At 67.3% G+C, this 20,324-nt stretch carries 20 protein-coding genes; 17 read left to right on the forward strand and 3 right to left on the reverse strand.

Going from position 1 to position 20,324, the window contains the following annotated elements:
• Positions 1-8: 8 nt before the first annotated feature.
• Positions 9-1,091: a peptide chain release factor 1 gene (gene prfA, locus C5E05_RS01150; protein ID WP_104241501.1), complete on the forward strand. Its 1,083-nt coding sequence runs from the start codon at positions 9-11 to the stop codon at positions 1,089-1,091.
• Between the two features lie 140 nt (positions 1,092-1,231).
• Here the strand turns inward: prfA and cysE are convergent, their stop codons facing one another.
• Both cysE and cysK read right to left on the reverse strand, forming a co-directional pair.
• Positions 1,232-1,834 carry a serine O-acetyltransferase gene (gene cysE / locus C5E05_RS01155; RefSeq protein ID WP_104241500.1) on the reverse strand — a complete coding sequence of 201 codons (603 nt, stop codon included), beginning with the start codon at positions 1,832-1,834 and terminating at the stop codon, positions 1,232-1,234.
• A 3-nt stretch (positions 1,835-1,837) separates the two neighbouring features.
• A complete protein-coding gene (cysK, locus tag C5E05_RS01160; RefSeq protein ID WP_258064732.1) occupies positions 1,838-2,773 on the reverse strand; it encodes a cysteine synthase A in 936 nt (311 codons plus the stop codon).
• Between the two features lie 134 nt (positions 2,774-2,907).
• Here cysK and prmC point away from each other — a divergent pair, with 134 nt between their 5' ends.
• The 16 genes from prmC to C5E05_RS01240 all read left to right on the forward strand — a co-directional run bounded on the left by prmC (position 2,908) and on the right by C5E05_RS01240 (position 19,250).
• On the forward strand, positions 2,908-3,819 hold the full coding sequence (gene prmC / locus C5E05_RS01165) for a peptide chain release factor N(5)-glutamine methyltransferase (RefSeq protein ID WP_181059281.1): 912 nt from the start codon (positions 2,908-2,910) through the stop codon (positions 3,817-3,819).
• 6 nt (positions 3,820-3,825) lie between these two features.
• Positions 3,826-4,599, forward strand: coding sequence for an L-threonylcarbamoyladenylate synthase (locus C5E05_RS01170; protein ID WP_104241497.1), 774 nt, complete (start codon positions 3,826-3,828; stop codon positions 4,597-4,599).
• A gap of 1 nt (position 4,600) precedes the next feature.
• Entirely contained in the window at positions 4,601-5,812 is a 1,212-nt protein-coding gene (locus tag C5E05_RS01175) for an MraY family glycosyltransferase (protein WP_104241496.1), read from the forward strand.
• Positions 5,809-6,249 (forward strand): hypothetical protein, encoded by a 441-nt coding sequence (locus C5E05_RS01180; RefSeq protein WP_104241495.1) that lies wholly within the window; start codon positions 5,809-5,811, stop codon positions 6,247-6,249. Before C5E05_RS01175 ends, C5E05_RS01180 begins: the two co-directional genes overlap by 4 nt.
• Positions 6,250-6,423: 174 nt before the next feature.
• Complete coding sequence (gene atpB, locus C5E05_RS01185; RefSeq protein WP_104242099.1) at positions 6,424-7,251, forward strand: F0F1 ATP synthase subunit A; 828 nt, start codon at positions 6,424-6,426, stop codon at positions 7,249-7,251.
• Between the two features lie 58 nt (positions 7,252-7,309).
• Entirely contained in the window at positions 7,310-7,540 is a 231-nt protein-coding gene (gene atpE, locus C5E05_RS01190; RefSeq protein ID WP_104241494.1) for an ATP synthase F0 subunit C, read from the forward strand.
• A gap of 12 nt (positions 7,541-7,552) precedes the next feature.
• A complete protein-coding gene (locus tag C5E05_RS01195; protein ID WP_104241493.1) occupies positions 7,553-8,119 on the forward strand; it encodes a F0F1 ATP synthase subunit B in 567 nt (188 codons plus the stop codon).
• On the forward strand, positions 8,119-8,910 hold the full coding sequence (locus tag C5E05_RS01200; protein WP_104241492.1) for a F0F1 ATP synthase subunit delta: 792 nt from the start codon (positions 8,119-8,121) through the stop codon (positions 8,908-8,910). The genes C5E05_RS01195 and C5E05_RS01200 overlap by 1 nt, the downstream gene beginning before the upstream one ends.
• Before the next feature lie 52 nt (positions 8,911-8,962).
• Complete coding sequence (atpA, locus tag C5E05_RS01205) at positions 8,963-10,588, forward strand: F0F1 ATP synthase subunit alpha (RefSeq protein WP_104241491.1); 1,626 nt, start codon at positions 8,963-8,965, stop codon at positions 10,586-10,588.
• Between the two features lie 38 nt (positions 10,589-10,626).
• Positions 10,627-11,529, forward strand: coding sequence for a F0F1 ATP synthase subunit gamma (locus C5E05_RS01210; protein WP_104241490.1), 903 nt, complete (start codon positions 10,627-10,629; stop codon positions 11,527-11,529).
• 30 nt (positions 11,530-11,559) lie between these two features.
• Entirely contained in the window at positions 11,560-13,026 is a 1,467-nt protein-coding gene (gene atpD, locus C5E05_RS01215) for a F0F1 ATP synthase subunit beta (RefSeq protein WP_104241489.1), read from the forward strand.
• Between the two features lie 2 nt (positions 13,027-13,028).
• Positions 13,029-13,307 (forward strand): F0F1 ATP synthase subunit epsilon, encoded by a 279-nt coding sequence (locus C5E05_RS01220; RefSeq protein WP_104241488.1) that lies wholly within the window; start codon positions 13,029-13,031, stop codon positions 13,305-13,307.
• Positions 13,304-14,119 carry a YaaA family protein gene (locus C5E05_RS01225; protein ID WP_104241487.1) on the forward strand — a complete coding sequence of 272 codons (816 nt, stop codon included), beginning with the start codon at positions 13,304-13,306 and terminating at the stop codon, positions 14,117-14,119. The genes C5E05_RS01220 and C5E05_RS01225 overlap by 4 nt, the downstream gene beginning before the upstream one ends.
• A gap of 171 nt (positions 14,120-14,290) precedes the next feature.
• Entirely contained in the window at positions 14,291-15,016 is a 726-nt protein-coding gene (locus tag C5E05_RS19990; protein ID WP_181057798.1) for a DUF5684 domain-containing protein, read from the forward strand.
• 156 nt (positions 15,017-15,172) lie between these two features.
• Complete coding sequence (locus C5E05_RS01235) at positions 15,173-16,282, forward strand: DUF4192 family protein (RefSeq protein WP_104241486.1); 1,110 nt, start codon at positions 15,173-15,175, stop codon at positions 16,280-16,282.
• A 124-nt stretch (positions 16,283-16,406) separates the two neighbouring features.
• The gene (locus C5E05_RS01240) at positions 16,407-19,250 is read left to right on the forward strand and encodes an FtsK/SpoIIIE domain-containing protein (protein ID WP_181059283.1); all 2,844 of its coding nucleotides are present in this window, start codon (positions 16,407-16,409) and stop codon (positions 19,248-19,250) included.
• On the opposite strand, the gene C5E05_RS01245 is transcribed toward C5E05_RS01240, so the two are convergent.
• On the reverse strand, positions 19,216-20,229 hold the full coding sequence (locus C5E05_RS01245) for an asparaginase (protein ID WP_104241484.1): 1,014 nt from the start codon (positions 20,227-20,229) through the stop codon (positions 19,216-19,218). The genes C5E05_RS01240 and C5E05_RS01245 overlap by 35 nt on opposite strands.
• Positions 20,230-20,324: the final 95 nt, after the last annotated feature.

Consider the following 20,324-nt stretch of genomic DNA (forward strand, 5'->3'; position numbering starts at 1 on the left):
GACACGAGATGGCCGACTCCGTTCGGCAGCTTCGCGCCGAGCACGAAGACCTGCAGGAGCAGCTCGCCGACCCCGAGCTGCACGCCAACCCGGCGCGCGCCAAGAAGGTCAACAGGCGCTACGCGCAGCTCGCGCAGATCCTCGCGGCGGACGCCTCGAGGGCCGAGCTCGAGGACGACCTCGAGGCGGCGCGAGAGCTCGCGAAGGAAGACGAGTCGTTCGCGGAAGAGGTTCCCGTGCTGGAGGAGAACCTGCGCGTCGCGCAGGAGAAGCTCCGCCGCCTCCTCATCCCGCGTGACCCCGACGATGGACGCGACGTCATCATGGAGATCAAGGGCGGTGAGGGCGGCGAGGAATCGGCGCTCTTCGCCGCCGACCTCCTCCGCATGTACTCGCACTACGCGGAGCAGCGCGGCTGGAAGACCGAGATCATCTCCTCGACGGAGAGCGACCTCGGTGGCTTCAAGGACGTCCAGGTCGCCATCAAGGGCAATGCGAACGACCCGGCACTCGGTGTGTGGGCCAGCCTCAAGTACGAGGGTGGCGTGCACCGCGTCCAGCGGGTGCCGGCGACCGAGTCGCAGGGCCGCATCCACACCTCGACGACGGGCGTGCTCGTCTTCCCCGAGGTCGATGAGCCCGAGGAGATCGAGGTCAGCCCGAACGACCTCAAGATCGACGTCTTCCGTTCCTCAGGCCCTGGCGGCCAGTCGGTGAACACGACGGACTCGGCGGTGCGCATCACGCACATCCCGACCGGCATCGTCGTGTCGATGCAGAACGAGAAGAGCCAGATCCAGAACCGCGCCGCCGGCATGCGAGTGCTGCTCGCGAGGCTGCTCGCTCACCAGCAGGAGCAGATCGCCGCGGCTGAGTCGGAAGCCCGCTCCGGCCAGATCCGCACCATGGATCGCTCCGAGCGCATCCGCACGTACAACTTCCCGGAGAACCGCATTGCGGATCACCGGACGGGGTACAAGTCGTACAACCTCGACCACGTGATGAACGGGGCCCTCGGTCCGGTCATCCAGTCGGCCATCGCTGCCGACGAGGAAGCCCGGCTCGCGGCGCTCTCCGGCAACGACGACTAGACGCACCACCGCAACGCGAGACGGCGACCAGCAGATCTGCTGGTCGCCGTCTCTCTGTCTGCAACGCGGAGACGTCCGCAGTGCTTAGACCTCTACAGGCCGATGCATCCCGCTGGTTCGGGTCGAACCTTTGAGATCTTTTAGATCTCGTAGTATCCGACCAGATCCTGTTCCGCGGAGGTCCGCTGGCGGATGCGTGCCGGAACCCCCGTCAGCACGGAGTTGGGCGGTGCGTCGCGCGTGACGACCGCGTTCGCACCCACTCGCGAGTCGTCGCCCACCGTGATGTTGCCGAGGAGCTTCGCCCCGGCTCCGATCAGGACGCGGCTTCCGACCGTTGGGTGCCGCTTGACGCGATGACCCGACGTGCCTCCGAGCGTGACGCCGTGGTAGATGAGGACATCGTCCCCGACGATCGCCGTCTCGCCGATGACGATGCCCATGCCGTGGTCGATCACGACTCTGCGGCCGATCCGGGCACCGGGATGGATCTCGACACCGGTCGCGAAGCGATTGAACTGCGAGAGCGTGCGCGCGAGCAGTTTCGTGCCAGGGCGCATCCAGAGCGTGTGGGCCGCGCGGTGCAGCCACAGGGCGTGGAGTCCCGAGTAGTTGACGACGATCTCGAGCTTCGAGCGGGCCGCCGGGTCGTTCTTCCGCGTCGCCGCGATGTCCTCCCTGACCCGACGCCAAACGCCGACACCATGCGGTGCCGGCGTTCGACGAGGAGCTGCCGTTGCCACTCGCTAGTCGCGCAGGTCGTCGAAGAGCACCGTCGAGAGGTAGCGCTCGCCGGTGTCGCAGATGATGACGACGATGTTCTTCCCTGCGTTCTCCGGACGCCTTCCGATCTCGAGAGCGGCCCAGAGGTTCGCTCCGCTCGAGATGCCGCTGAAGATGCCCTCGGTCGAGGTCAGTGCGCGGGAGACGCGGATGCTGTCCTCGAGTGTTGCGTCGAGCACCTCGTCGATGACGTCACGGTCGAGCACATCGGGAACAAAGTTCGCGCCGAGGCCCTGGATCTTGTGCGGCCCGGCCTTGCCCTCCGTGAGGAGCGGCGAGTCCTTGGGCTCGACGGCCACGATCTTGACGTCGGGCTTGCGCTCCTTGAGCACCTGCCCGACACCGGAGATGGTGCCGCCCGTGCCGACACCGGCGACGAAGATGTCGACCTCGCCGTCGGTGTCCGCCCAGATCTCCTCCGCCGTCGTCTCGCGGTGGATCTCCACGTTGGCTTCGTTCTCGAACTGTCGGGCGAGGATCGCGCCAGGCGTCTCGGCGACGATCTCCTTGGCGCGTGCGACGGCTCCGCGCATGCCCTCTGGGCCTGGCGTGAGCACGAGCTCCGCGCCGAAGGCCTTCAGGAGCTGGCGGCGCTCGATGGACATGGTCTCGGGCATCGCCAGGATGACGCGGTAGCCACGGGAGGCGCCGAGCATGGCGAGCGCGATACCCGTGTTGCCCGACGTGCCCTCGACGATCGTCCCACCGGGCTGCAGCTCGCCACTCTGCTCAGCTGCGCGGATGATGCCAAGGCCCAGGCGGTCCTTGACGGAGGAGCCAGGACCGAAGAACTCGAGCTTGGCGAGGATGTTCGCGCCGGTGTCGTTGATGCGGCCGAGCTTGACGAGCGGGGTGCGGCCGACGACCTCGGTGATGTCGTTGTAGATCTTTCCAGTCACTTCGTGCCCTTCTGGGATGCTGTGTGAACTTCGTGGGAGTCGCTGGCTGCGTCCGCCCGCGGCAATCGTCCCAATCATCTCCCTCGCGAATGCTGTGGATGACGCCGCGAGTCGATGTGCGGAAGACTCTACCCATGATCTTGCACATGGACGAGCTGCGGAAGCGGGTTCGCGAACAGCTGAAGGCGGCCGGTATCGCGGACGAACGCACCGAGACGGACATCCTCCTCGCAGCGGTGCTGCGCGTCCCCCGCGGCGAGGTGCAGATGCGTTCGCTTCTCGGTCGCGAGGTGTCCGAGGGGGACGCTCAGGCCGTGACGAAGGCGGCGTCGCGTCGTGCGCGTCGCGAACCGCTCCAGCATGTCACCGGACGGGCTCCGTTCATCGACATGGAGCTGGCGGTGGGACCCGGGGCGTTCGTCCCGCGCCCGGAGACGGAATCGCTGGTCACGGCTGCGGTCGAACTCCTCGGCCGCGCAGGTCCGGCACCGGCGGGGCTCACGGGCGTCGACGTCGGGTCCGGCACCGGGGCCGTCGCGCTCGGCGTGGCTCGCCTCCACGGAGGCATCAGGATGACGGCGATCGAGCGATCCAGTGCCGCCTGGCCCTGGCTGCGGTCCAACGTCGCGAGCTATGGCGAGGGGGCGGTGGCCACGTTCTTCGGGGACGCCGCCCGCATGTTCGCGGCGCTCCCGTCGGGGTCGCTCGACCTCGTGGTCTCCAACCCTCCTTACGTACCGGCGGCGAACCGCCCGGAGAGCAGGGAGGTCTGGCACCACGACCCCGAGGTGGCGCTCTACTCGGGCCGGGACGGCCTCGACTTCATCCGGAAGCTCGCGACCTGGTCTGCCCTTGCCCTCCGACCAGAGGGCGTCCTCGTCGTCGAGCACGAGGACACCCAGGGTGCAGAGATTCGCGAGATCTTCGGCAGCGCGGGCTTCCGCAGCGCAGCGACCGCCAGAGACTTCACCGGCCGTGACCGCATCACATCTGCCGTCCGCTCCGCGTCGAACGAGGATGACTCCGGCCGCCCGGCTATCATGTGACGAAGAATGGGACAGATCTACGCCACCACAGACTCACTCGACCTCCTGGCAGCGGTCCGTGCGGCACGCACGGCCATCGCGAGCGGCGAGGTCATCGTCATGCCGACCGACACGGTCTACGGCATAGCCGCAGACGCCTTCTCGGCGCAAGCGGTCCAGCGTCTCCTCGACGCCAAGGGGCGCACCAGGGCGACGCCGCCGCCGGTGCTCGTCGCGAACCACGAGACGCTCGACGCGCTCGCTGAGAACGTGCATCCCCTCGCCCGTCAGCTCTTCGAGCGCTTCGCGCCAGGGCCGTTGACCGTCATCCTGCAGGCCCGTGGATCGCTGCAGTGGGACCTCGGCGACACGAACGGCACCGTCGCCCTGCGCATCCCCGACAGCAGGCTCGCTCGCGAACTCCTGAAGGAGACGGGGCCGCTCGCGGTCTCGAGCGCGAACAAGCACGGTGAGCCGGCGGCCACGACAGCAGAGGAAGCGCTGGCAGCGCTCGGGGATGCCGTTGGAGTCTTCCTCGACGGCGGCCCTGCCGGGGGAGAGGCATCGACGATCGTGGATGCGACGCCGCTCACGCGGGGCGAGCCAGCGCGCATCGTTCGGCAGGGGGCTCTCTCCCGGGCACTCATCGAGGAGGTGCTCGGCGACAAGCTGGCGCCGTTCGACGCCGTCGAACCCGCGGGCGACCCGAGCGGGGAGACCGTCGCGCTCAGCTCGCCGGACGCCGAGCCTGCCGAGGAGACCCGCTCGCGAGCAGAGCCGGCAGCGGGGCACGAGTCCTAGCGTGCGGATCTATCTCGCCCTCGTCGTCGGCACAGCGCTGGTCACGCTCGTGCTCGTCTACGTGGTCTGGCGACTCGCCATGCGCTTCGAGTGGTATCCGCCGGTGCGCGAGCGCGACGTCCACACGACCCCGAAGCCGCGCCTCGGCGGTGTCGCGATGTTCGTCGGCATGCTGCTCGCACTGGCGGCGGCATCCCAGATCCCCTTCTTCTCCCTCGTCTTCGAGCAGCCGGGGCGCATCTGGGCACTCGTCGGGGCCGCATCCCTCATCGTCCTCATCGGGGTCATCGACGACTTCATCGATCTGGACTGGATGACGAAGCTCGCGGGGCAGGTCCTCGCAGCCATCCTCCTCGCCTGGCAGGGAGTCGCCATCACATCGCTGCCGATCGGCGGTATCACGGTCGGCTCGCAGTGGATGTCGATCGCCATCACCGTGCTCGCCGTCGTCCTCGTCATGAACGCGGTGAACTTCATCGATGGCCTCGATGGCCTCGTGGCAGGTGTGGCGATCATCGCCAACGGCGTCTTCCTCGTCTACAGCTACGTGCTCAGCGAGTTCGCGGGCCAGACCGGCCGCTTCACCATGGGGGCGCTGCTCTCCGCCATCGTCATCGGCATCTGCCTCGGCTTCCTCGTGCTGAACTGGTACCCCTCCAAGATGTTCATGGGGGACGGGGGAGCGCTCCTCGTCGGCCTCCTCATGGCTGCCAGCGCGGTTGCCGTGACCGGCGAGGTCGACCCGCAGACCATCAGTCGGACGGAACTCTGGCCGGCCTTCCTGCCCATGATCATCCCGTTCGCCGTTCTGATCGTCCCGCTGCTCGACTTCTCTCTCGCCGTCTTCCGGCGGATGAGGGCGGGCAAGTCTCCCTTCACGGCCGACCGCAAGCATCTCCACCACAGGCTGCTCGACATGGGCCACTCCCAGCGATGGGCGGTCGTCGTGTTCTACTCCTGGACCGCGGTCGTGTCCGTTGGCGCGCTCATGGCATTCGCGGCCGATCTCATCTCGATCCCCATCGGCGTCGTCATCGGCTTCGTCGTCGTCGGCTTCGTCGCCTGCACACTCGCCACCATGGCACCGATCAGCCGACGGAAGGCTCTCGAGCGTCGGGCGCAGAAAGCGCCGGGAGAGAGCCCCCACGACGAGCTGGCTGAAGCAAACGCCTCGCTGCTCAAAGCAGCACCCGAATCCGGAATGGACGCATGAACTCCTCCACGACCCCCACCTCTGTGCCGATCTTCAAGAGCATCCTGAAGTGGTCCGTCGTCGTCGCGATCGCCGTCGCGGTCCTCGGCGGCGCCATCGGCTTCCTCGCGGTCGGCATCAACGGACTCTGGAGCGCGCTCTTCGCCGCTGCCATCACGCTCCTCTTCACCGGCATCACGGTCGTCTCCGTGATCCTCGCCTCGCACCTCGATCAGATCTTCTTCATGGCGACGATCCTCGGCGCCTGGATCCTCAAGTTCATCGTCTTCCTCGGCGCGCTGTTCCTCATCAGGGACCTGCCGATCGTGCACCTCTTCACCCTCTGGCTGTGCCTGGTCGTCGCCGTGATCGCGACCGTGGTCGTCGATGTCGTCTGCGTCGTGCGCGGCCGCATGGGGAACGTCAGCGACGTTCGACTGCCCGGCGACGACAAATAGTAGAAAAGTTCCGCCTGGAGGCCAGAAGTGCACTCCTGCCTGGGGATTTCTTGATAGGCTGATCCAGGTGCGCCGAGAAGGGGTCCTTCCCGTGTGTGCACCCGCCCGAACTCATCGAAGCGCAGCAACGACAGCTGCGCCCCGAGACAGGAGAGTGCTCTGTTCGCCTCAGCCCTGAATCTGCCAGTTTTCATCGCTGCCGCGGAGGACAACAGCATCTTCCACCCGCCGTCGCTTGACCACGAGTTCTTCCTCGAGGCAGTGGCGTTCGCCGGCACGCCGTTCGAACTGAACCGCATCATCCTGGTCCGACTCCTCGCGATCGCCGTCCTGCTGCTGCTCTTCTGGCTTGCTCTCCGCAGCCCGAAGGTCATCCCGGGCAAGGGCCAGTCCCTCGCCGAGATGGCCATCGGCTTCGTGAAGTCGCAGATCGCAGACGGCATCCTCGGCGAGAAGCTCGGCCACAAGTACCTGCCGCTGCTGTCGGCAATGTTCTTCGGCATCTTCGCGATGAACATCACGGGCATCATCCCCGGACTGAACATCGCCGGAACCGCGCTCATCGGCATGCCGCTCGTGCTGGCCGTGGTCTCGTACATCGCCTTCATCTACGCGGGCTTCCGTGAAGCCGGCCCCGGCACGTTCTTCAAGAACGCCCTCTTCCCGAGCGGTGTGCCGTGGCCCATGTACATCCTGCTGACGCCGATCGAGTTCATCAACATCTTCATCGTGCGCCCGGTCTCGCTCGCTCTGCGACTCTTCCTCAACATGATGGTCGGCCACCTGCTGCTCGTCCTCACGTTCAGCGCGACGAACTTCTTCGTCATCACCTACTCGATGCAGGGCCCAGGCGGCCCGCTCGACATGCTGTTCGGCATCCCCACGCTCCTCGGCGGCTTCGTGATGACGCTCGTCGAGATCCTCGCGGCGGTCCTCCAGGCCTTCGTGTTCACGCTCCTCACCGCGGTCTTCATCCAGCAGGCCGCTGCCAAGAGCCACTAAGACCCACCTGACTCACGCGAAGCATCCTGCTTCACCACCCATACGGAAGGAAACCCCTGTGGAAACCACCACGCTCGCCGAGATCTCCGGCAACATCGCTACCGTCGGCTACGGCCTCTCTGCAATCGGCCCCGGCATCGGCATCGGTATCGTCGCCGGCAAGACCGTCGAGGCCATGGCACGTCAGCCCGAGATGGCTGGCCGCCTCCAGGTCACCATGTTCCTCGGTATCGCCTTCACCGAGCTGCTCGCCTTCATCGGCGTCGCAACGTTCTTCATCTTCCAGTAAGCGGGTCCGCACATGAGCACTTTCGCACTGTCGGCGGTTACGTCGACTCTCGCAGCGGAAGAGGGCAACGTCCTCCTTCCCGCTACGTATGACATCGTCTGGTCGGCGGTCGTCTTCGTTGTGCTCGGATTCTTCTTCTGGAAGTTCGCCATCCCGGCGCTCCGCAAGGTGCTCGACGAGCGCGAAGCGCAGATCGAGGGCGGCATCCGCAAGGCGGAGATCGCTCAGGCCGAGGCTGCTGCCAAGCGCGACGAGAACGAGAAGCTTCTCGCTGCGGCACGAACCGAAGCTGCGGAGATCCGCGAGCAGGCTCGAGTCGACGCAGATCAGATCAAGGTCCAGAAGAAGGCCGAGACGCAGGCTGAGCTCGACCGCATGACCGCCTCCGCCAAGGCTCAGATCGAGGCGGAGCGCCAGACGGCGATCGTCTCGCTCCGCGCCGAGGTCGGCACGCTTGCACTCGACCTCGCCTCCGGCGTCGTCGGGGAGAGCCTGCGCGAGGACAACCGCTCGACGGCCTACGTCGACCGGTTCCTGAGCGAGCTCGACAACGACCAGAAGGCAGGAACGCACAGCTGATGGGAAGCGCGACCAGACACGCACTGGCAGCCCTCAAGAACAGCGTCGACGGCTGGGGCCAGGCAGAGCTGCAGGATGCTGAGCAGGTGTTCGCCGCGGTCAACGCTGCGGGTGCCAACCAGCACCTCCTCGTTGCACTGTCGAACCCGGCCGCCGACGTCAGCGCCAGGCGCGAGCTCGCGGTGAGGGTCTTCGGCTCTCACCTGAGCCCGCGCGCGCTGCAGCTCCTTCAGGATGCTGTCAGCCAGACCTGGTCGAGCAACCATGAGTTCGCGCTCGGCCTGCAGGAACTCGCAGTCCGTGCGACGGCGCAGACCGCAGGGGAGCAGTCGGCTATCGCCGCCGAGCTCACCACGGTCGCCGACACGATCAGCGCCAACCCGGAGCTCGAGCTCACCCTCGGCTCTCGTCTCGGCGACTCGGCCGTGAAGGCGAAGCTCATCGAGCGTCTCTTCGCGGGCAAGATCAGCGCGCCAAGCCTGCTGATCCTCCGAGAGCTCGTGGGAAACCCGCTCGGCCGCCGCACTCGTCGCCTCCTCACCTGGGCAGGCGAAGTGGTCGCCGACCAGGCAGGTCGCTCCGTCGCAACGGTCACCGTCGCAAGTCCGCTCGCCCCCGAGCAGCTCGCGAAGCTCGAGGCCGGTCTGACACGTCGATTCAACCGACGCGTCTCCGTCACGACGATCATCGACCCGAAGATCATCGGCGGCCTGCGCGTGCAGCTTGGCGATGACGTGATCGACGACAGCGTCGCCGCTCGACTCAACAACCTCCGCCTGCAGCTCGCCTGAGCCTCACGCACTGAAACTCTCGGGGCGAGGCCCCGGACGACAAGGGAAGAACATGTCAGAACTCACAATCAATCCGGATGAGATCCGCGACGCTCTCCAGCAGTTCGCTTCCTCATACCGTCCGGAAGGCGCCACGGCGACCGAGGTCGGCACCGTGGTTGACGCCTCGGACGGCATTGCGCACGTCGAGGGTCTTCCTGGCGTCATGGCCAACGAGCTCATCACCTTCGCAGACGGAACGCTCGGTCTCGCACAGAACCTCGACGAGAGCAGCATCGGCGTCATCGTCCTCGGCGAGTTCCAGGGCATCGTCGAAGGCATGGAAGTCCGCCGCACCGGCGAAGTCCTCTCCGTCCCCGTCGGCGAGGGCTACCTCGGCCGCGTGGTCGACCCACTCGGCAACGCGATCGACGGACTCGGCGAGATCGCCACGTCCGGACGTCGCGCCCTGGAGCTCCAGGCGCCTGGCGTCATGGACCGCAAGTCGGTTCACGAGCCGCTCGAGACCGGCATCAAGGCCATCGACGCGATGATCCCCGTTGGCCGTGGCCAGCGTCAGCTCATCATCGGCGACCGCCAGACCGGCAAGACGGCGATCGCGATCGACGCGATCATCAACCAGAAGGCCAACTGGGAGTCCGGAGACGTCAACAAGCAGGTTCGCTGCATCTACGTTGCCGTCGGCCAGAAGGGCTCGACCATCGCCTCCGTCAAGGGCGCCCTGGAAGACGCCGGCGCGATGGAGTACACGACGATCGTGGCGTCCCCCGCCTCGGACCCCGCCGGCTTCAAGTACCTCGCCCCGTACACGGGCTCGGCCATCGGCCAGCACTGGATGTACGAGGGCAAGCACGTCCTGATCGTCTTCGATGACCTGTCGAAGCAGGCTGAGGCCTACCGCGCCGTGTCGCTCCTCCTGCGCCGCCCGCCGGGACGCGAGGCCTACCCAGGTGACGTGTTCTACCTGCACTCCCGCCTCCTCGAGCGTTGCGCCAAGCTCTCCGATGCGATGGGTGCCGGCTCCATGACCGGGCTTCCGATCATCGAGACCAAGGCGAACGACGTCTCGGCGTACATCCCGACCAACGTGATCTCGATCACGGACGGCCAGATCTTCCTCCAGTCCGACCTCTTCAACGCCAACCAGCGTCCAGCGGTCGACGTCGGAATCTCGGTCTCGCGAGTCGGTGGCGACGCCCAGCAGAAGCACATCAAGAAGGTCTCGGGAACGCTCAAGCTCGAGCTCGCGCAGTACCGCTCGCAGCAGGCCTTCGCGATGTTCGCGTCGGACCTCGACGCGACGACGCGCCGTCAGCTCGAACGTGGAGCGCGCCTCACGGAGCTCCTCAAGCAGCCGCAGTACTCGCCGTACCCCGTCGAGCAGCAGGTCGTCGCGATCTGGGCTGGAACGAACGGCAAGCTCGATCTCGTGCCGGTCGACGAGATCCTGCGCTTCGAGAACGAGCTCCTCGAGTACCTCGAGCGCAACACCGACGTCCTCGCCCGCCTCCGCGACAGCGGAAAGCTCGAGGACGACACGCTGAAGGCCATGGCCGAAGGCGTCGACGGCTTCTCGAAGACGTACCTCAAGAACGACGGAACTCCGCTCGTCGCTAGCGCCGAACAGGTCGCCGCTGACGAGATCGAGCAGGAGAAGATCGTCAAGAAGCGCCGCTAGGCGCCCTCGACGACTTCGACGACGAGCACAGGAGAAGCATGGGAGCACAACTTCGGGTCTACCGGCAGAAGATCAAGTCTGCCCAGACGATGAAGAAGGTCACCCGCGCCATGGAGCTGATCGCCACTTCGCGCATCACCAAGGCGCGGAAACGCATGGCCGAGTCGAACCCGTACGCGCAGGCGATCACCGAGGCAGTCTCGGCAGTCGCAAGCTACACGGACATCGATCACATCCTCGTCACCGAGCGCGAAGAGGTCCGCCGCGTCGCGGTTGTCGTCTTCACGAGCGACCGAGGCCTCAACGGAGCCTTCTCCTCGAGCGTTCTGCGCGAGGCCGAGGGCCTCACCAACACGCTCGAGGCCGAGGGCAAGGAAGTTGTCCACTACCTCGTCGGGCGCAAGGCGGTCGGCTACTTCGCCTTCCGCAAGCGTGCAAGCGAGAAGCAGTGGACGGGTGCCACCGACCTTCCGGTCTTCCAGACCGCGAAGGAACTGGGCGAAGCCCTCGTCGAACGGTTCACGATTCCGTTCGAAGAGGGTGGCGTGGAGGAGATCCACTACGTCTACAACCGGTTCCAGTCGATGGTCACGCAGACGCCGACCGTCGTCCGGCTCCTGCCGCTCGAGGTCGTCGACAGCGAAGACGTCGCCGAAGCTGACGAGGCCCCGCTGCTCCCGCTGTACGAGTTCGAGCCGGATGCGGAGACCGTGCTTCACGCACTGCTTCCGGACTACATCCAGGCGCGCCTCTTCAACGCCATGCTGCACTCCGCCGCATCCGAGCACGCTGCCCGCCAGCGCGCCATGAGCGCGGCTTCCGACAACGCAGACACCCTGGTGCGCGACTACACCAGGCTCGCGAACAACGCGCGCCAGGCAGAGATCACGCAGCAGATTTCCGAGATCGTGGGCGGCGCGGACGCGCTCGCAACCGCATAACCGCGCGAACACGCAAGAAAAGGACAAGACATGACGACGCACATCGTCTCCGACAGGGAAGACACGACGGCTCCGGCCGGTGTCGGCCGGATCGCCCGTGTCACGGGTCCCGTTGTCGACATCGAGTTCCCGCATGACGCCATCCCCGGCATCTACCACGCCCTCGAGACCGAGGTGAGCCTTGGCGACCAGTCGCTCAAGCTCACGCTCGAGGTCGCACAGCACCTGGGCGACGACCTCGTCCGCGCCATCGCGCTCAAGCCCACCGACGGACTCGTCCGCGGCCAGGAAGTTCGCGACACCGGAGCTCCGATCTCGGTGCCCGTCGGCGACGTCACCAAGGGCAAGGTCTTCAGCGTCACCGGTGAAGTGCTCAACGAGACGATGCTCTCAGAGCCCTACGAGATCACCGAGCGCTGGCCCATCCACCGCGAGCCCCCGGCCTTCGACCAGCTCGAGTCCAAGACCGAGCTCTTCGAGACCGGCATCAAGAGCATCGACCTCCTCACCCCGTACGTCCAGGGTGGAAAGATCGGTCTCTTCGGTGGAGCCGGCGTCGGCAAGACCGTCCTCATCCAGGAGATGATCCAGCGAGTCGCGCAGGACCACGGCGGCGTCTCGGTCTTCGCCGGTGTCGGCGAGCGCACCCGTGAGGGCAACGACCTCATCTACGAGATGGAAGAAGCAGGCGTCTTCGACAAGACCGCGCTTGTGTTCGGCCAGATGGACGAGCCGCCGGGAACGCGACTCCGCGTCGCCCTCTCGGCCCTCACCATGGCTGAGTACTTCCGTGACGTGCAGAAGCAGGACGTGCTCCTCTTCATCGACAACATCTTCCGCTTCACGCAGGCGGGTTCCGAGGTCTCGACGCTGCTCGGCCGCATGCCGTCCGCCGTCGGCTACCAGCCGAACCTCGCCGACGAGATGGGTGTGCTCCAGGAGCGCATCACGTCGACGCGTGGCCACTCGATCACGTCCCTGCAGGCGATCTACGTGCCTGCCGACGACTACACCGACCCGGCTCCCGCGACGACGTTCGCCCACCTCGACGCGACGACGGAGCTCTCGCGAGAGATCGCGTCGAAGGGCCTCTACCCGGCCATCGACCCGCTCACCTCGACGAGCCGCATCCTCGACCCGCGCTACCTGGGCGCCGACCACTACCGGGTCGCGACCGAGGTCAAGCAGATCCTCCAGAAGAACAAGGAACTGCAGGAGATCATCGCGATCCTCGGTGTCGACGAGCTCTCCGAGGAAGACAAGATCACCGTCTCCCGCGCCCGTCGCATCCAGCAGTTCCTCTCGCAGAACACCTACATGGCGAAGAAGTTCACCGGTGTCGAGGGCTCCACGGTTCCCCTCAAGGAGACCATCGAGTCGTTCGACGCCATCGCCAAGGGTGACTTCGACCACGTCGCCGAGCAGGCCTTCTTCAACGTCGGTGGTATCAACGACGTCGAGGAGAAGTGGGCGCAGATGCAGAAGGACAACGCATAGTCATGGCAGGCAAAGGCGAACTGACCGTCAAGGTCGTCGAAGCAACCAAGCTCGTCTGGGAAGGCGGCGCGACCATGGTCGTTGCTCGCACCTCCGAAGGCGAGATCGGAATCCTCTCCGGCCACGAGCCCATGCTCGCGTCCCTGGGGTCCGGCCAGGTTCGCATCACGACCACCGACGGATCGAAGATCGTCGCCAACGCTGAGGGCGGGTTCCTCTCGGTGAACAGCGACGTCGTCACGGTCGTCGCCGGCGAGGCTGAACTCGTCTCCGGGGAGTGACCGAACGTCTCCTGCTGCTGTTGCCGCCGTCCGAAACCAAACGGGACGGCGGCAACGCTGCGTTCGGCGACGATCTGGTGCAGACACCGGAAGCAGGCGGACTGAGCTGGGCCGCGACCTTCTCGGACGTGCGAGAGGCCGCCGCCAGCGAGCTGCAGCAGCTCTCCCACGACGCGGATGCCGCCCGCAAGGTGTTGAAGATCTCGGAGAAGCAGGCCGCGCTGGAGCTGGAACGCAACCGCAGCCTGCGCTCCAGCCCCCGTATGGCGGCGCTGCTGCGCTACACGGGCGTCCTGTACGACGCCCTCGACGCCTCCTCGCTGAGTGACCATCAGCTCGGCTGGGCCGCGCACCACGTTGCCGTTCACTCGGCCCTCTTCGGGCTCGTCGGCGGGGGAGAGGGCATCCCCGCCTACCGTCTGTCCGCAGGGTCGCGCCTCGGAGGTGTCGCCCCAGCGAATCGCTGGGCTCAGGCGACGGCTCGGGCGCTGGCCGAGCACGAGGGGCTCGTGATCGATCTGCGCTCGAAGGCCTACTCAGCGCTCGGACCGGTGGAGTCTGCCGAGCGACACGTCACCATCGACGTCGTCTCCCGGACTCCGGACGGTGAGCTTCGCTCGCTGAACCACTTCAACAAACGCGGCAAGGGCCTCTTCACGCGCGGTCTCATCATGCTCGCCGCCGAGCAGGCGAAACGAGCCGACGCGATTCGGGATGCCCACGAACTCGCTGACTTCAGTCGTGATGCCGGCTGGGATCTTGAACCCACCGAGCCCGGATGCGCTCGCCTGATCGTGCCCGAGGGCCTTTGACGGTGACACGCCTCGCTCGCCAAGGCGAGCGGTTGCGGGCCCCGGGGAGGTCTCCCCATCGACAAGGGGCTCGAAACGCCGCTACTTTGTACCAAGTCTGCCTACGCTGACTCGCGTGCACATCGAGCACGCGACGCAGACGTCGACTGAATATCAGAAAGTGACTCCTCAATGGAAATCTTCTCCTACGGCGATCAGACCGCAGCAGGAATCGGCGCGCTAGGAATCCTGCTCTACTTCGTCATCCTCCTCGGCGCCTACGCCCTCTCCTCGTGGCTGATGTCGAAGGTGTTCACGAAGATGGGCATCGAGGCTTGGAAGGCCTGGGTCCCCGTCTACAACCAGTGGACCTTCGTCGAAGCAGCGGGCTTCCCCGGATGGTGGGTGCTCGTCGGTTTCATTCCCGGTGTGAACATCGCCCTGGTTGTGCTGCTCGCCATCGCGGCGTACCGAATCGGACAGGGCTTCGGCAAGGGCGGCGCGTGGGTCGTCCTCTACATCTTCCTGCCCATCGTCTGGTTCGCCATCGTCGGGTTCGACAGCTCCCGCTGGAACCCCGCGCTCATGAACCTCGGCTCGCAGGCCTACGGCCAGCCTCAGGGTGCCGTCGGCTACCCGCAGCAGGGCGCTCCCGTCCAGCAGCCATACGGTCAGGCTCCTGCTCAGCAGGGGTATGGTCAGGCTCCTGCCCAGCAGCCGTATGGTCAGGCTCCGACCCAGCAGGGGTACGGTCAGCCGCCCGCGCAGCAGCCGTATGGTCAGGCTCCGACCCAGCAGGGGTACGGTCAGCCGCCCGCGCAGCAGCCCTACGGTCAGGCCCCGACCCAGCAGCCGCCCCTCGGCCAGAACCCGGGCAACCAGCAGCCGTACGGACAGCAGAACCCGCCCCAGCACTGATACGCACGCAGTCGTCTGAGCGAGCACGCCACGTGGATTCGGTTCCACGTGGCGTGCTCTTGTCACTCCGGTGTCCCCGCGCCTCGACTCGTCACGTTCTCCACAGCCTGATGTCTCGGAGATCGCGGCAGACTGGCGTGCGCCTAGCTTCTGCCTATGGAACGGATTCGACTCAGCACGCCCAAGCAGATCCTCGACGCGGTCCCCAAGCTCCTGGGATACTCGCCCATCGGATCGCTCGTCGCCATCCCGCTCAGCGGCCGACGAGGGGGTGTGGTTCTGCGATTCGACCTGCCCAGTCTGTCGAACTCGCGTGCGGTCAACGCAGCACCGTACGCGAGTGCCGTGATCGGGCACCTGGCATATCTCAGCAACATCGAGCGCGTGGTCTTCGTCTTCAGCCCGAACCTCCCGTTCGGCAGCGGTCCGACGCCGCCGCACTCGGAGCTGGCAGAGGCGCTTGTCGAGTTCGGGGACCGGGCGGGCATCGAGGTCGTCCTCTGCCTCTGCAGAGCGTTGGACGCCTGGGGCGTGTACGGCTGCGATGATCCTGATTGCTGTGATGTCGGGCCGAGGGCGCTCGGCGCTCAGGATGCGTGGCGTGAGGCGGCAGAGCCGGCGATCCACGCCGATATCGCATCAGCCCCCGCCGCACGGAGGAGGGCGTTCGCTGAGGCCGACGAACGGCACGCCCAGGTGCACGAGGGCGAGGACGACTTCTCCGGGATGCGCCAGGGGTGGCTCGCGGCGCTCACGCCCGCGGTCGGCCGTTCCGGACTGAGCGACGCCCAGCTCGCAGGGCTGCTCTGCATGCTGCGCGGGCGTCGGACGTCGGAGCTCCTGCTGACGACGGTCGCCTTCGGTGATCGAGACGAGCTCCTGTCGCTGGCGCCGATCTGGGCCAGCCTGCTGCCGGAGGAGAGCACAGGGCCACAGCTGCCTTCGTTCTCGCGAGAACGAGTTCGCACGGCTGTCGCCTGCCTCCGCGAGCTCGGCGCACTCGTGGACCTCGACGATGAACCGGGTCTGCTCGCTGGGATCGCCTGGCTCGAATGGGCTTCGGGCCGTGCGAGCGCCGGGGCGGCCTTTGCTCGGCGTGCTCTTGGTCGACGCCCTGATGACCGGGTGGCCGCGAGCGTCGTCTGGCTTGTCGAGCGCTGCGTGCTGCCACCATGGCTCTCGGATGTCCATGATTGGCTCACCGAGACCGAGACCGAGACCGAGACCGAGGCCGAAGGCGGGTCTGCGGCCTGGCGTGAGGGCTAGCGGACTGGTCGGCACCACGCCAGCCGACCGATTCGCACCAGCCGACCGATCCGCCCCGGCAGACGGAGTCGTCCACCTGCCCACGATCGTCCCCGGTGAACGCACGGTTGTCTTTCCAGCGCTCATGGCTCTTGCACCGGTTGTCGTCGCGCTTGTCCTCTGGGCGCTGCTGTCCTCGCCCGTGATGCTGGCCTTCGCTTTTCTCGGGCCAGTGATGGCGGTGGCCAGCTATGCGGAGTCGAGACGTCAGTCGCGAGCAGAGCACGGGCGAGCTCAGGCGGTCTTCGAGAGCGAACTCGATGTCTGCGTGCGGGAGGCCCGGGTGCTCGCTCGGCACGACCTCCGAGAACTCCATCGTTCCGCGCCTGGGGCTCGGGCGCTCATCTCGGGTGGATCAGCTGCCCGGGAGTCCCAGCTGAACCTGGGCTTCGGGTGTGTGCGCGCCCGGTTCAAGATCCAGGGAGAGCTCCGCGAGCTGCCCGACGAGGCGCACGCGCGCCTCGAGCCGTTCCTCGTCCTCGAGGACGCTCCCGTCCTAGCCGACAGCGAGAGGGTCAGGCTCACCGGCAACCCGCACCTGATGCTCGCGGTCAGTCGCGCGCTGCTGCTCCAGCGTGCCGCCGGCCGCGTCGCCATCGGCGCCGGCGCGGTTGGGGAGGCATTGAACGGCGAGATCCGAGGGCTCCGAGGGGACTGGCGCCCTGTCCTCGCGGCGGATCACGGCCCCGGGATGCTCCTCGACTTCGGCACCGACTTCGACCCCCGCGCCAGTGCCTCTAGCCCCTCACCGCGTCCGCGCACACCGCGCCGCGAGGTCCGCATCCGGATGCTGAGCCCGACTCGGGCGAGCGTGGAGCTCGCTGACGGTCAGTCTCTGACGGTGCGACCGGAGCTGGTCACCGTCGAGGAGCTGCGCGCCTTCGCCCAGCGAAGAGCGCCGTGCGAGTCCGGCCAACTGATCGAGGGCCCCTACGGTGATGCCGCCGCCGCAGCCTCGACGCTTCGCCTCCGGAGGGTGCCCCATCACGCATCGCTGGCAGCGCAGATCGGTACCCGGAACGGTGTGGCGTTCCAGGTCGACCTCGTCGCGGCCGGACCCCACGCCGTTGTCGGCGGGACGACCGGGTCCGGCAAGAGCGAGCTGCTGGTCACCTGGGTCCTCGCGATGACGGCCACGAGGTCCACTCGTGACGTGCAGGTGCTCTGCTTCGACTTCAAGGGCGGTGCGACCTTCGACCCGATCGCCGCCCTCCCGCACTGTGTGGGCGTGGTCACGGACCTCGACGACCACGAGGCGCGGCGGGCGGCAACGAGTCTGAGCGCCGAGATCCGCTTCCGTGAGCGGGCTCTCCGTGCTGCCGGTGCGAAGCATGTGGGCGAGCTGCCGAGCCTTGCCAGGCTCGTCGTCGTCGTCGACGAGTACCAGGCGCTCGTCGACTCGGATGCCGAGCTCCAAGCGGTGTTCTCCGACATCTCCGCGCGCGGGAGGAGCCTCGGCGTCCACCTCATCCTCTGCGCGCAGCAGCCAGCGTCCGCGGTCAGGGGCGCGACGCTCGCGAACTGCAGCATCCGCATCAGCCTGCGCGTCATCGCCGAGGCCGACAGCACGGCCGTCATCGGCAGCGGGGCCGCCGCCGACCTCCCCGCATCGACGCCTGGAGTTGCGATCATCGTGGCGGGAGACGGGGCAGCACGGGTGCAGGTGCAGCGATCCTCACCGGACACGATCGCGGCCTGCATCCGAGCTTGCGCAGAGCGCGAGGCGCATCTCGGCGGGACGCTCCCGCGGCCTCCCTGGCTCCCGGCCCTGCCGGCGGAGATCGCCGCCAGCGCACTTGAAGAGCCGAGCACCCTCGATGCGTCCGGCACCCTCGATGCACCCAGCGGACGGGGTCTCGCTTTCGGTATCGCGGACGACACGGAGCTTCGACGTCAGCCGACCGCCGTCTTCTCTCCGGAGCGCGGGGCGATGCTGGTCATCGGCGGGCCGCGCACGGGCAAGACCGGATGCCTTGCGATGCTCGCCGAGACAGCACGGACCGAGCTCGGCGCCGAATCCCCGGCTGTCGTCGTGCTCAGCGTTGATCCCGAGACGGCTTGGGACCAGCTCTGGAGCCCCGAGCTCACGTCTCGCCACGGGCTGCTCCTCGCCGATGACGTCGACCTGTTCCTGTCGCAGGTCGACGAGCCGTATCGCTCCGCCTTCGCCGAGCGATTGACGCTGCTCCTTCGCCGCTCAGCCACCGGGCTCCCCGCCGTCGTGTTCACCGCGAGCAGAGCAACGGGTCATGCTTCGGTGTTGGTGGCTGCCGCAGCTCAGACGCTGCGTCTGGTCGGCGGCGATCGCGCCGCCTACGTCATGGCAGGGGGAGAGCCCTCAGATCACCGCAGCCATGCCGGACCGGGGCGAGCGAACTGGCACGGTCTTCCCTGCCAGGTCGCGCGTTCGACTCGACCCCTCCGCGCACTTCGAGGGCACTCCGACCACGCAGGAGACCCTCGAGATGCCCTTGCGCTGTCCGACACGGAGAACCTGCTGGTTGCTGCGCGCCGTATCGAGCCCCTTCGCCGCATCCTCGAGGCACGGGGCTTCGCCTGCACGACTCTCGACGCCTGGCTGGGTGACCGCGCACCTGGCGCCGGACCGATGCAGGCGCCGAACGCGGATGCCGCGTACAGGCGGGCCGTGCTCGGCATCGTCGACGAGTGGCAGGCGCAGTTCGGGCTGCTGTCGCGACTAGCCGCGGAGCATCCGGTGCTGCTCTCAGGTCTGAGCACGGGGGAGCATCGCACGCTGCTGCGGGGTGATCCGCTGCCGCCACCGGTCCTCGATGCCCGGCGGGGCGCCGTCCTCCGAGGTCGCAGCGGTGACATGACCCGCATTCGCTGGACTGACGAAGAGGCACGCCTGGACGGGCCCAGTGCCCCTCCGGCTAGAGACTCGTCGGGACCGCCGACCCCACCATGATCTCGCCGACGAGCACGCCCCCACCCAGGACCTCGAGGCCGAGGCGCGGCAGCAGCTGCTGCACACGGGTCACATCGGCCGCCCCAGCCGCCACGAGCAGCTGCAGGCCGACGAGCGTGCTGGCGCGGTTTGAGCCGTCGAGCATCTTCATGGCGACTGCCGTGCCGTCGGGGGCGGCCATGACGAGCACACCCTCGGCGCCGGACTTCGCCAGGACGCCCAACTCCGACACGACGATCGAGTTCGGCCGTTCGTGGCCCTCGATGAGCCAGCCGTTCGCGAGGACCGAACGCCAGACCGACGCGGCTGCCTTGAACAGCGGGAACGGAGAAGCTGCGCTCGACGTGGCGAGGCGGCTCGCGGCGGACGCCAACCCGACGAGGCTCACGGCGAAGACCGGCGCGCCGCAGCCATCGATCCCCACCGCGCTCGGGCGTTCCCGGGTCATCCGCTCGATCGTGTCCTTGATGGCGAGCTGCAGAGGATGCTCGGCGGCGAGGTAGCCCTCGACCGGCCAGCCCTGCGCCACGCAGGCAGCCAGCATGGCGGCGTGCTTGCCGCTGCACTCCATGTACACGGCCGCCGATGCCTCGCCCGCTCGAACGAGGGCGTCCCTCGAGGCGCGGTCTCTCGGCCAGGAAGCCGGACAGGCGAGCGCGCGGTCGTCGAGGCCCGAAGCATGGAGGATCTCGCGCACGTGCGCGACGTGAGCCGGGGAGCCCGAGTGGCTCCCGCATGCGATCGCCGTCTGCTCATCCGTCAGCTGCGCGCCGAGCGCCAGGGCAGTCTGCGCCTGGAACAGCTTGAGGGTCGATCGAGGGAACACAGGCTGGTGCCCGTCGCCGAGCTCGGCCCGGAGCGTCGCATCGGCATTCGTGACCACCGCGGCTCCGATGTGCCTGGATTCCACGAAGCCTGATCGAGTGACGATGGCGAGTTCGACGGCGGCTTCAGCCGGCAGGGTTGATGCTTGGCTCATGATCGGGCAAGCCTACGGGGTGCGTGGCCCGCATCGAGGGCAGCCCCCGGCCCGGCGACCAAGGCGGATCGACAGCAAGAGGACGGCTCAGCAGG

The sequence above is a fragment of the Pseudoclavibacter sp. AY1H1 genome, assembly GCF_002931055.1.
Lineage (GTDB): Bacteria > Actinomycetota > Actinomycetes > Actinomycetales > Microbacteriaceae > Pseudoclavibacter.

What these genes read in the sequence shown, in the direction of transcription:
- C5E05_RS01220 (WP_104241488.1), top strand. Translation starts at nt 13,029, where the DNA reads ATGGCAGGCAAAGGCGAACTGACCGTCAAGGTCGTCGAAGCAACCAAG.
- atpA (WP_104241491.1), top strand. Translation starts at nt 8,963, where the DNA reads ATGTCAGAACTCACAATCAATCCGGATGAGATCCGCGACGCTCTCCAG.
- C5E05_RS19990 (WP_181057798.1), top strand. Translation starts at nt 14,291, where the DNA reads ATGGAAATCTTCTCCTACGGCGATCAGACCGCAGCAGGAATCGGCGCG.
- C5E05_RS01195 (WP_104241493.1), top strand. Translation starts at nt 7,553, where the DNA reads ATGAGCACTTTCGCACTGTCGGCGGTTACGTCGACTCTCGCAGCGGAA.
- atpD (WP_104241489.1), top strand. Translation starts at nt 11,560, where the DNA reads ATGACGACGCACATCGTCTCCGACAGGGAAGACACGACGGCTCCGGCC.
- C5E05_RS01200 (WP_104241492.1), top strand. Translation starts at nt 8,119, where the DNA reads ATGGGAAGCGCGACCAGACACGCACTGGCAGCCCTCAAGAACAGCGTC.
- C5E05_RS01240 (WP_181059283.1), top strand. Translation starts at nt 16,407, where the DNA reads ATGGCTCTTGCACCGGTTGTCGTCGCGCTTGTCCTCTGGGCGCTGCTG.
- prfA (WP_104241501.1), top strand. Translation starts at nt 9, where the DNA reads ATGGCCGACTCCGTTCGGCAGCTTCGCGCCGAGCACGAAGACCTGCAG.
- C5E05_RS01245 (WP_104241484.1), bottom strand. Translation starts at nt 20,229, where the DNA reads ATGAGCCAAGCATCAACCCTGCCGGCTGAAGCCGCCGTCGAACTCGCC.
- C5E05_RS01235 (WP_104241486.1), top strand. Translation starts at nt 15,173, where the DNA reads ATGGAACGGATTCGACTCAGCACGCCCAAGCAGATCCTCGACGCGGTC.
- C5E05_RS01170 (WP_104241497.1), top strand. Translation starts at nt 3,826, where the DNA reads ATGGGACAGATCTACGCCACCACAGACTCACTCGACCTCCTGGCAGCG.
- C5E05_RS01180 (WP_104241495.1), top strand. Translation starts at nt 5,809, where the DNA reads ATGAACTCCTCCACGACCCCCACCTCTGTGCCGATCTTCAAGAGCATC.
- prmC (WP_181059281.1), top strand. Translation starts at nt 2,908, where the DNA reads ATGATCTTGCACATGGACGAGCTGCGGAAGCGGGTTCGCGAACAGCTG.
- C5E05_RS01210 (WP_104241490.1), top strand. Translation starts at nt 10,627, where the DNA reads ATGGGAGCACAACTTCGGGTCTACCGGCAGAAGATCAAGTCTGCCCAG.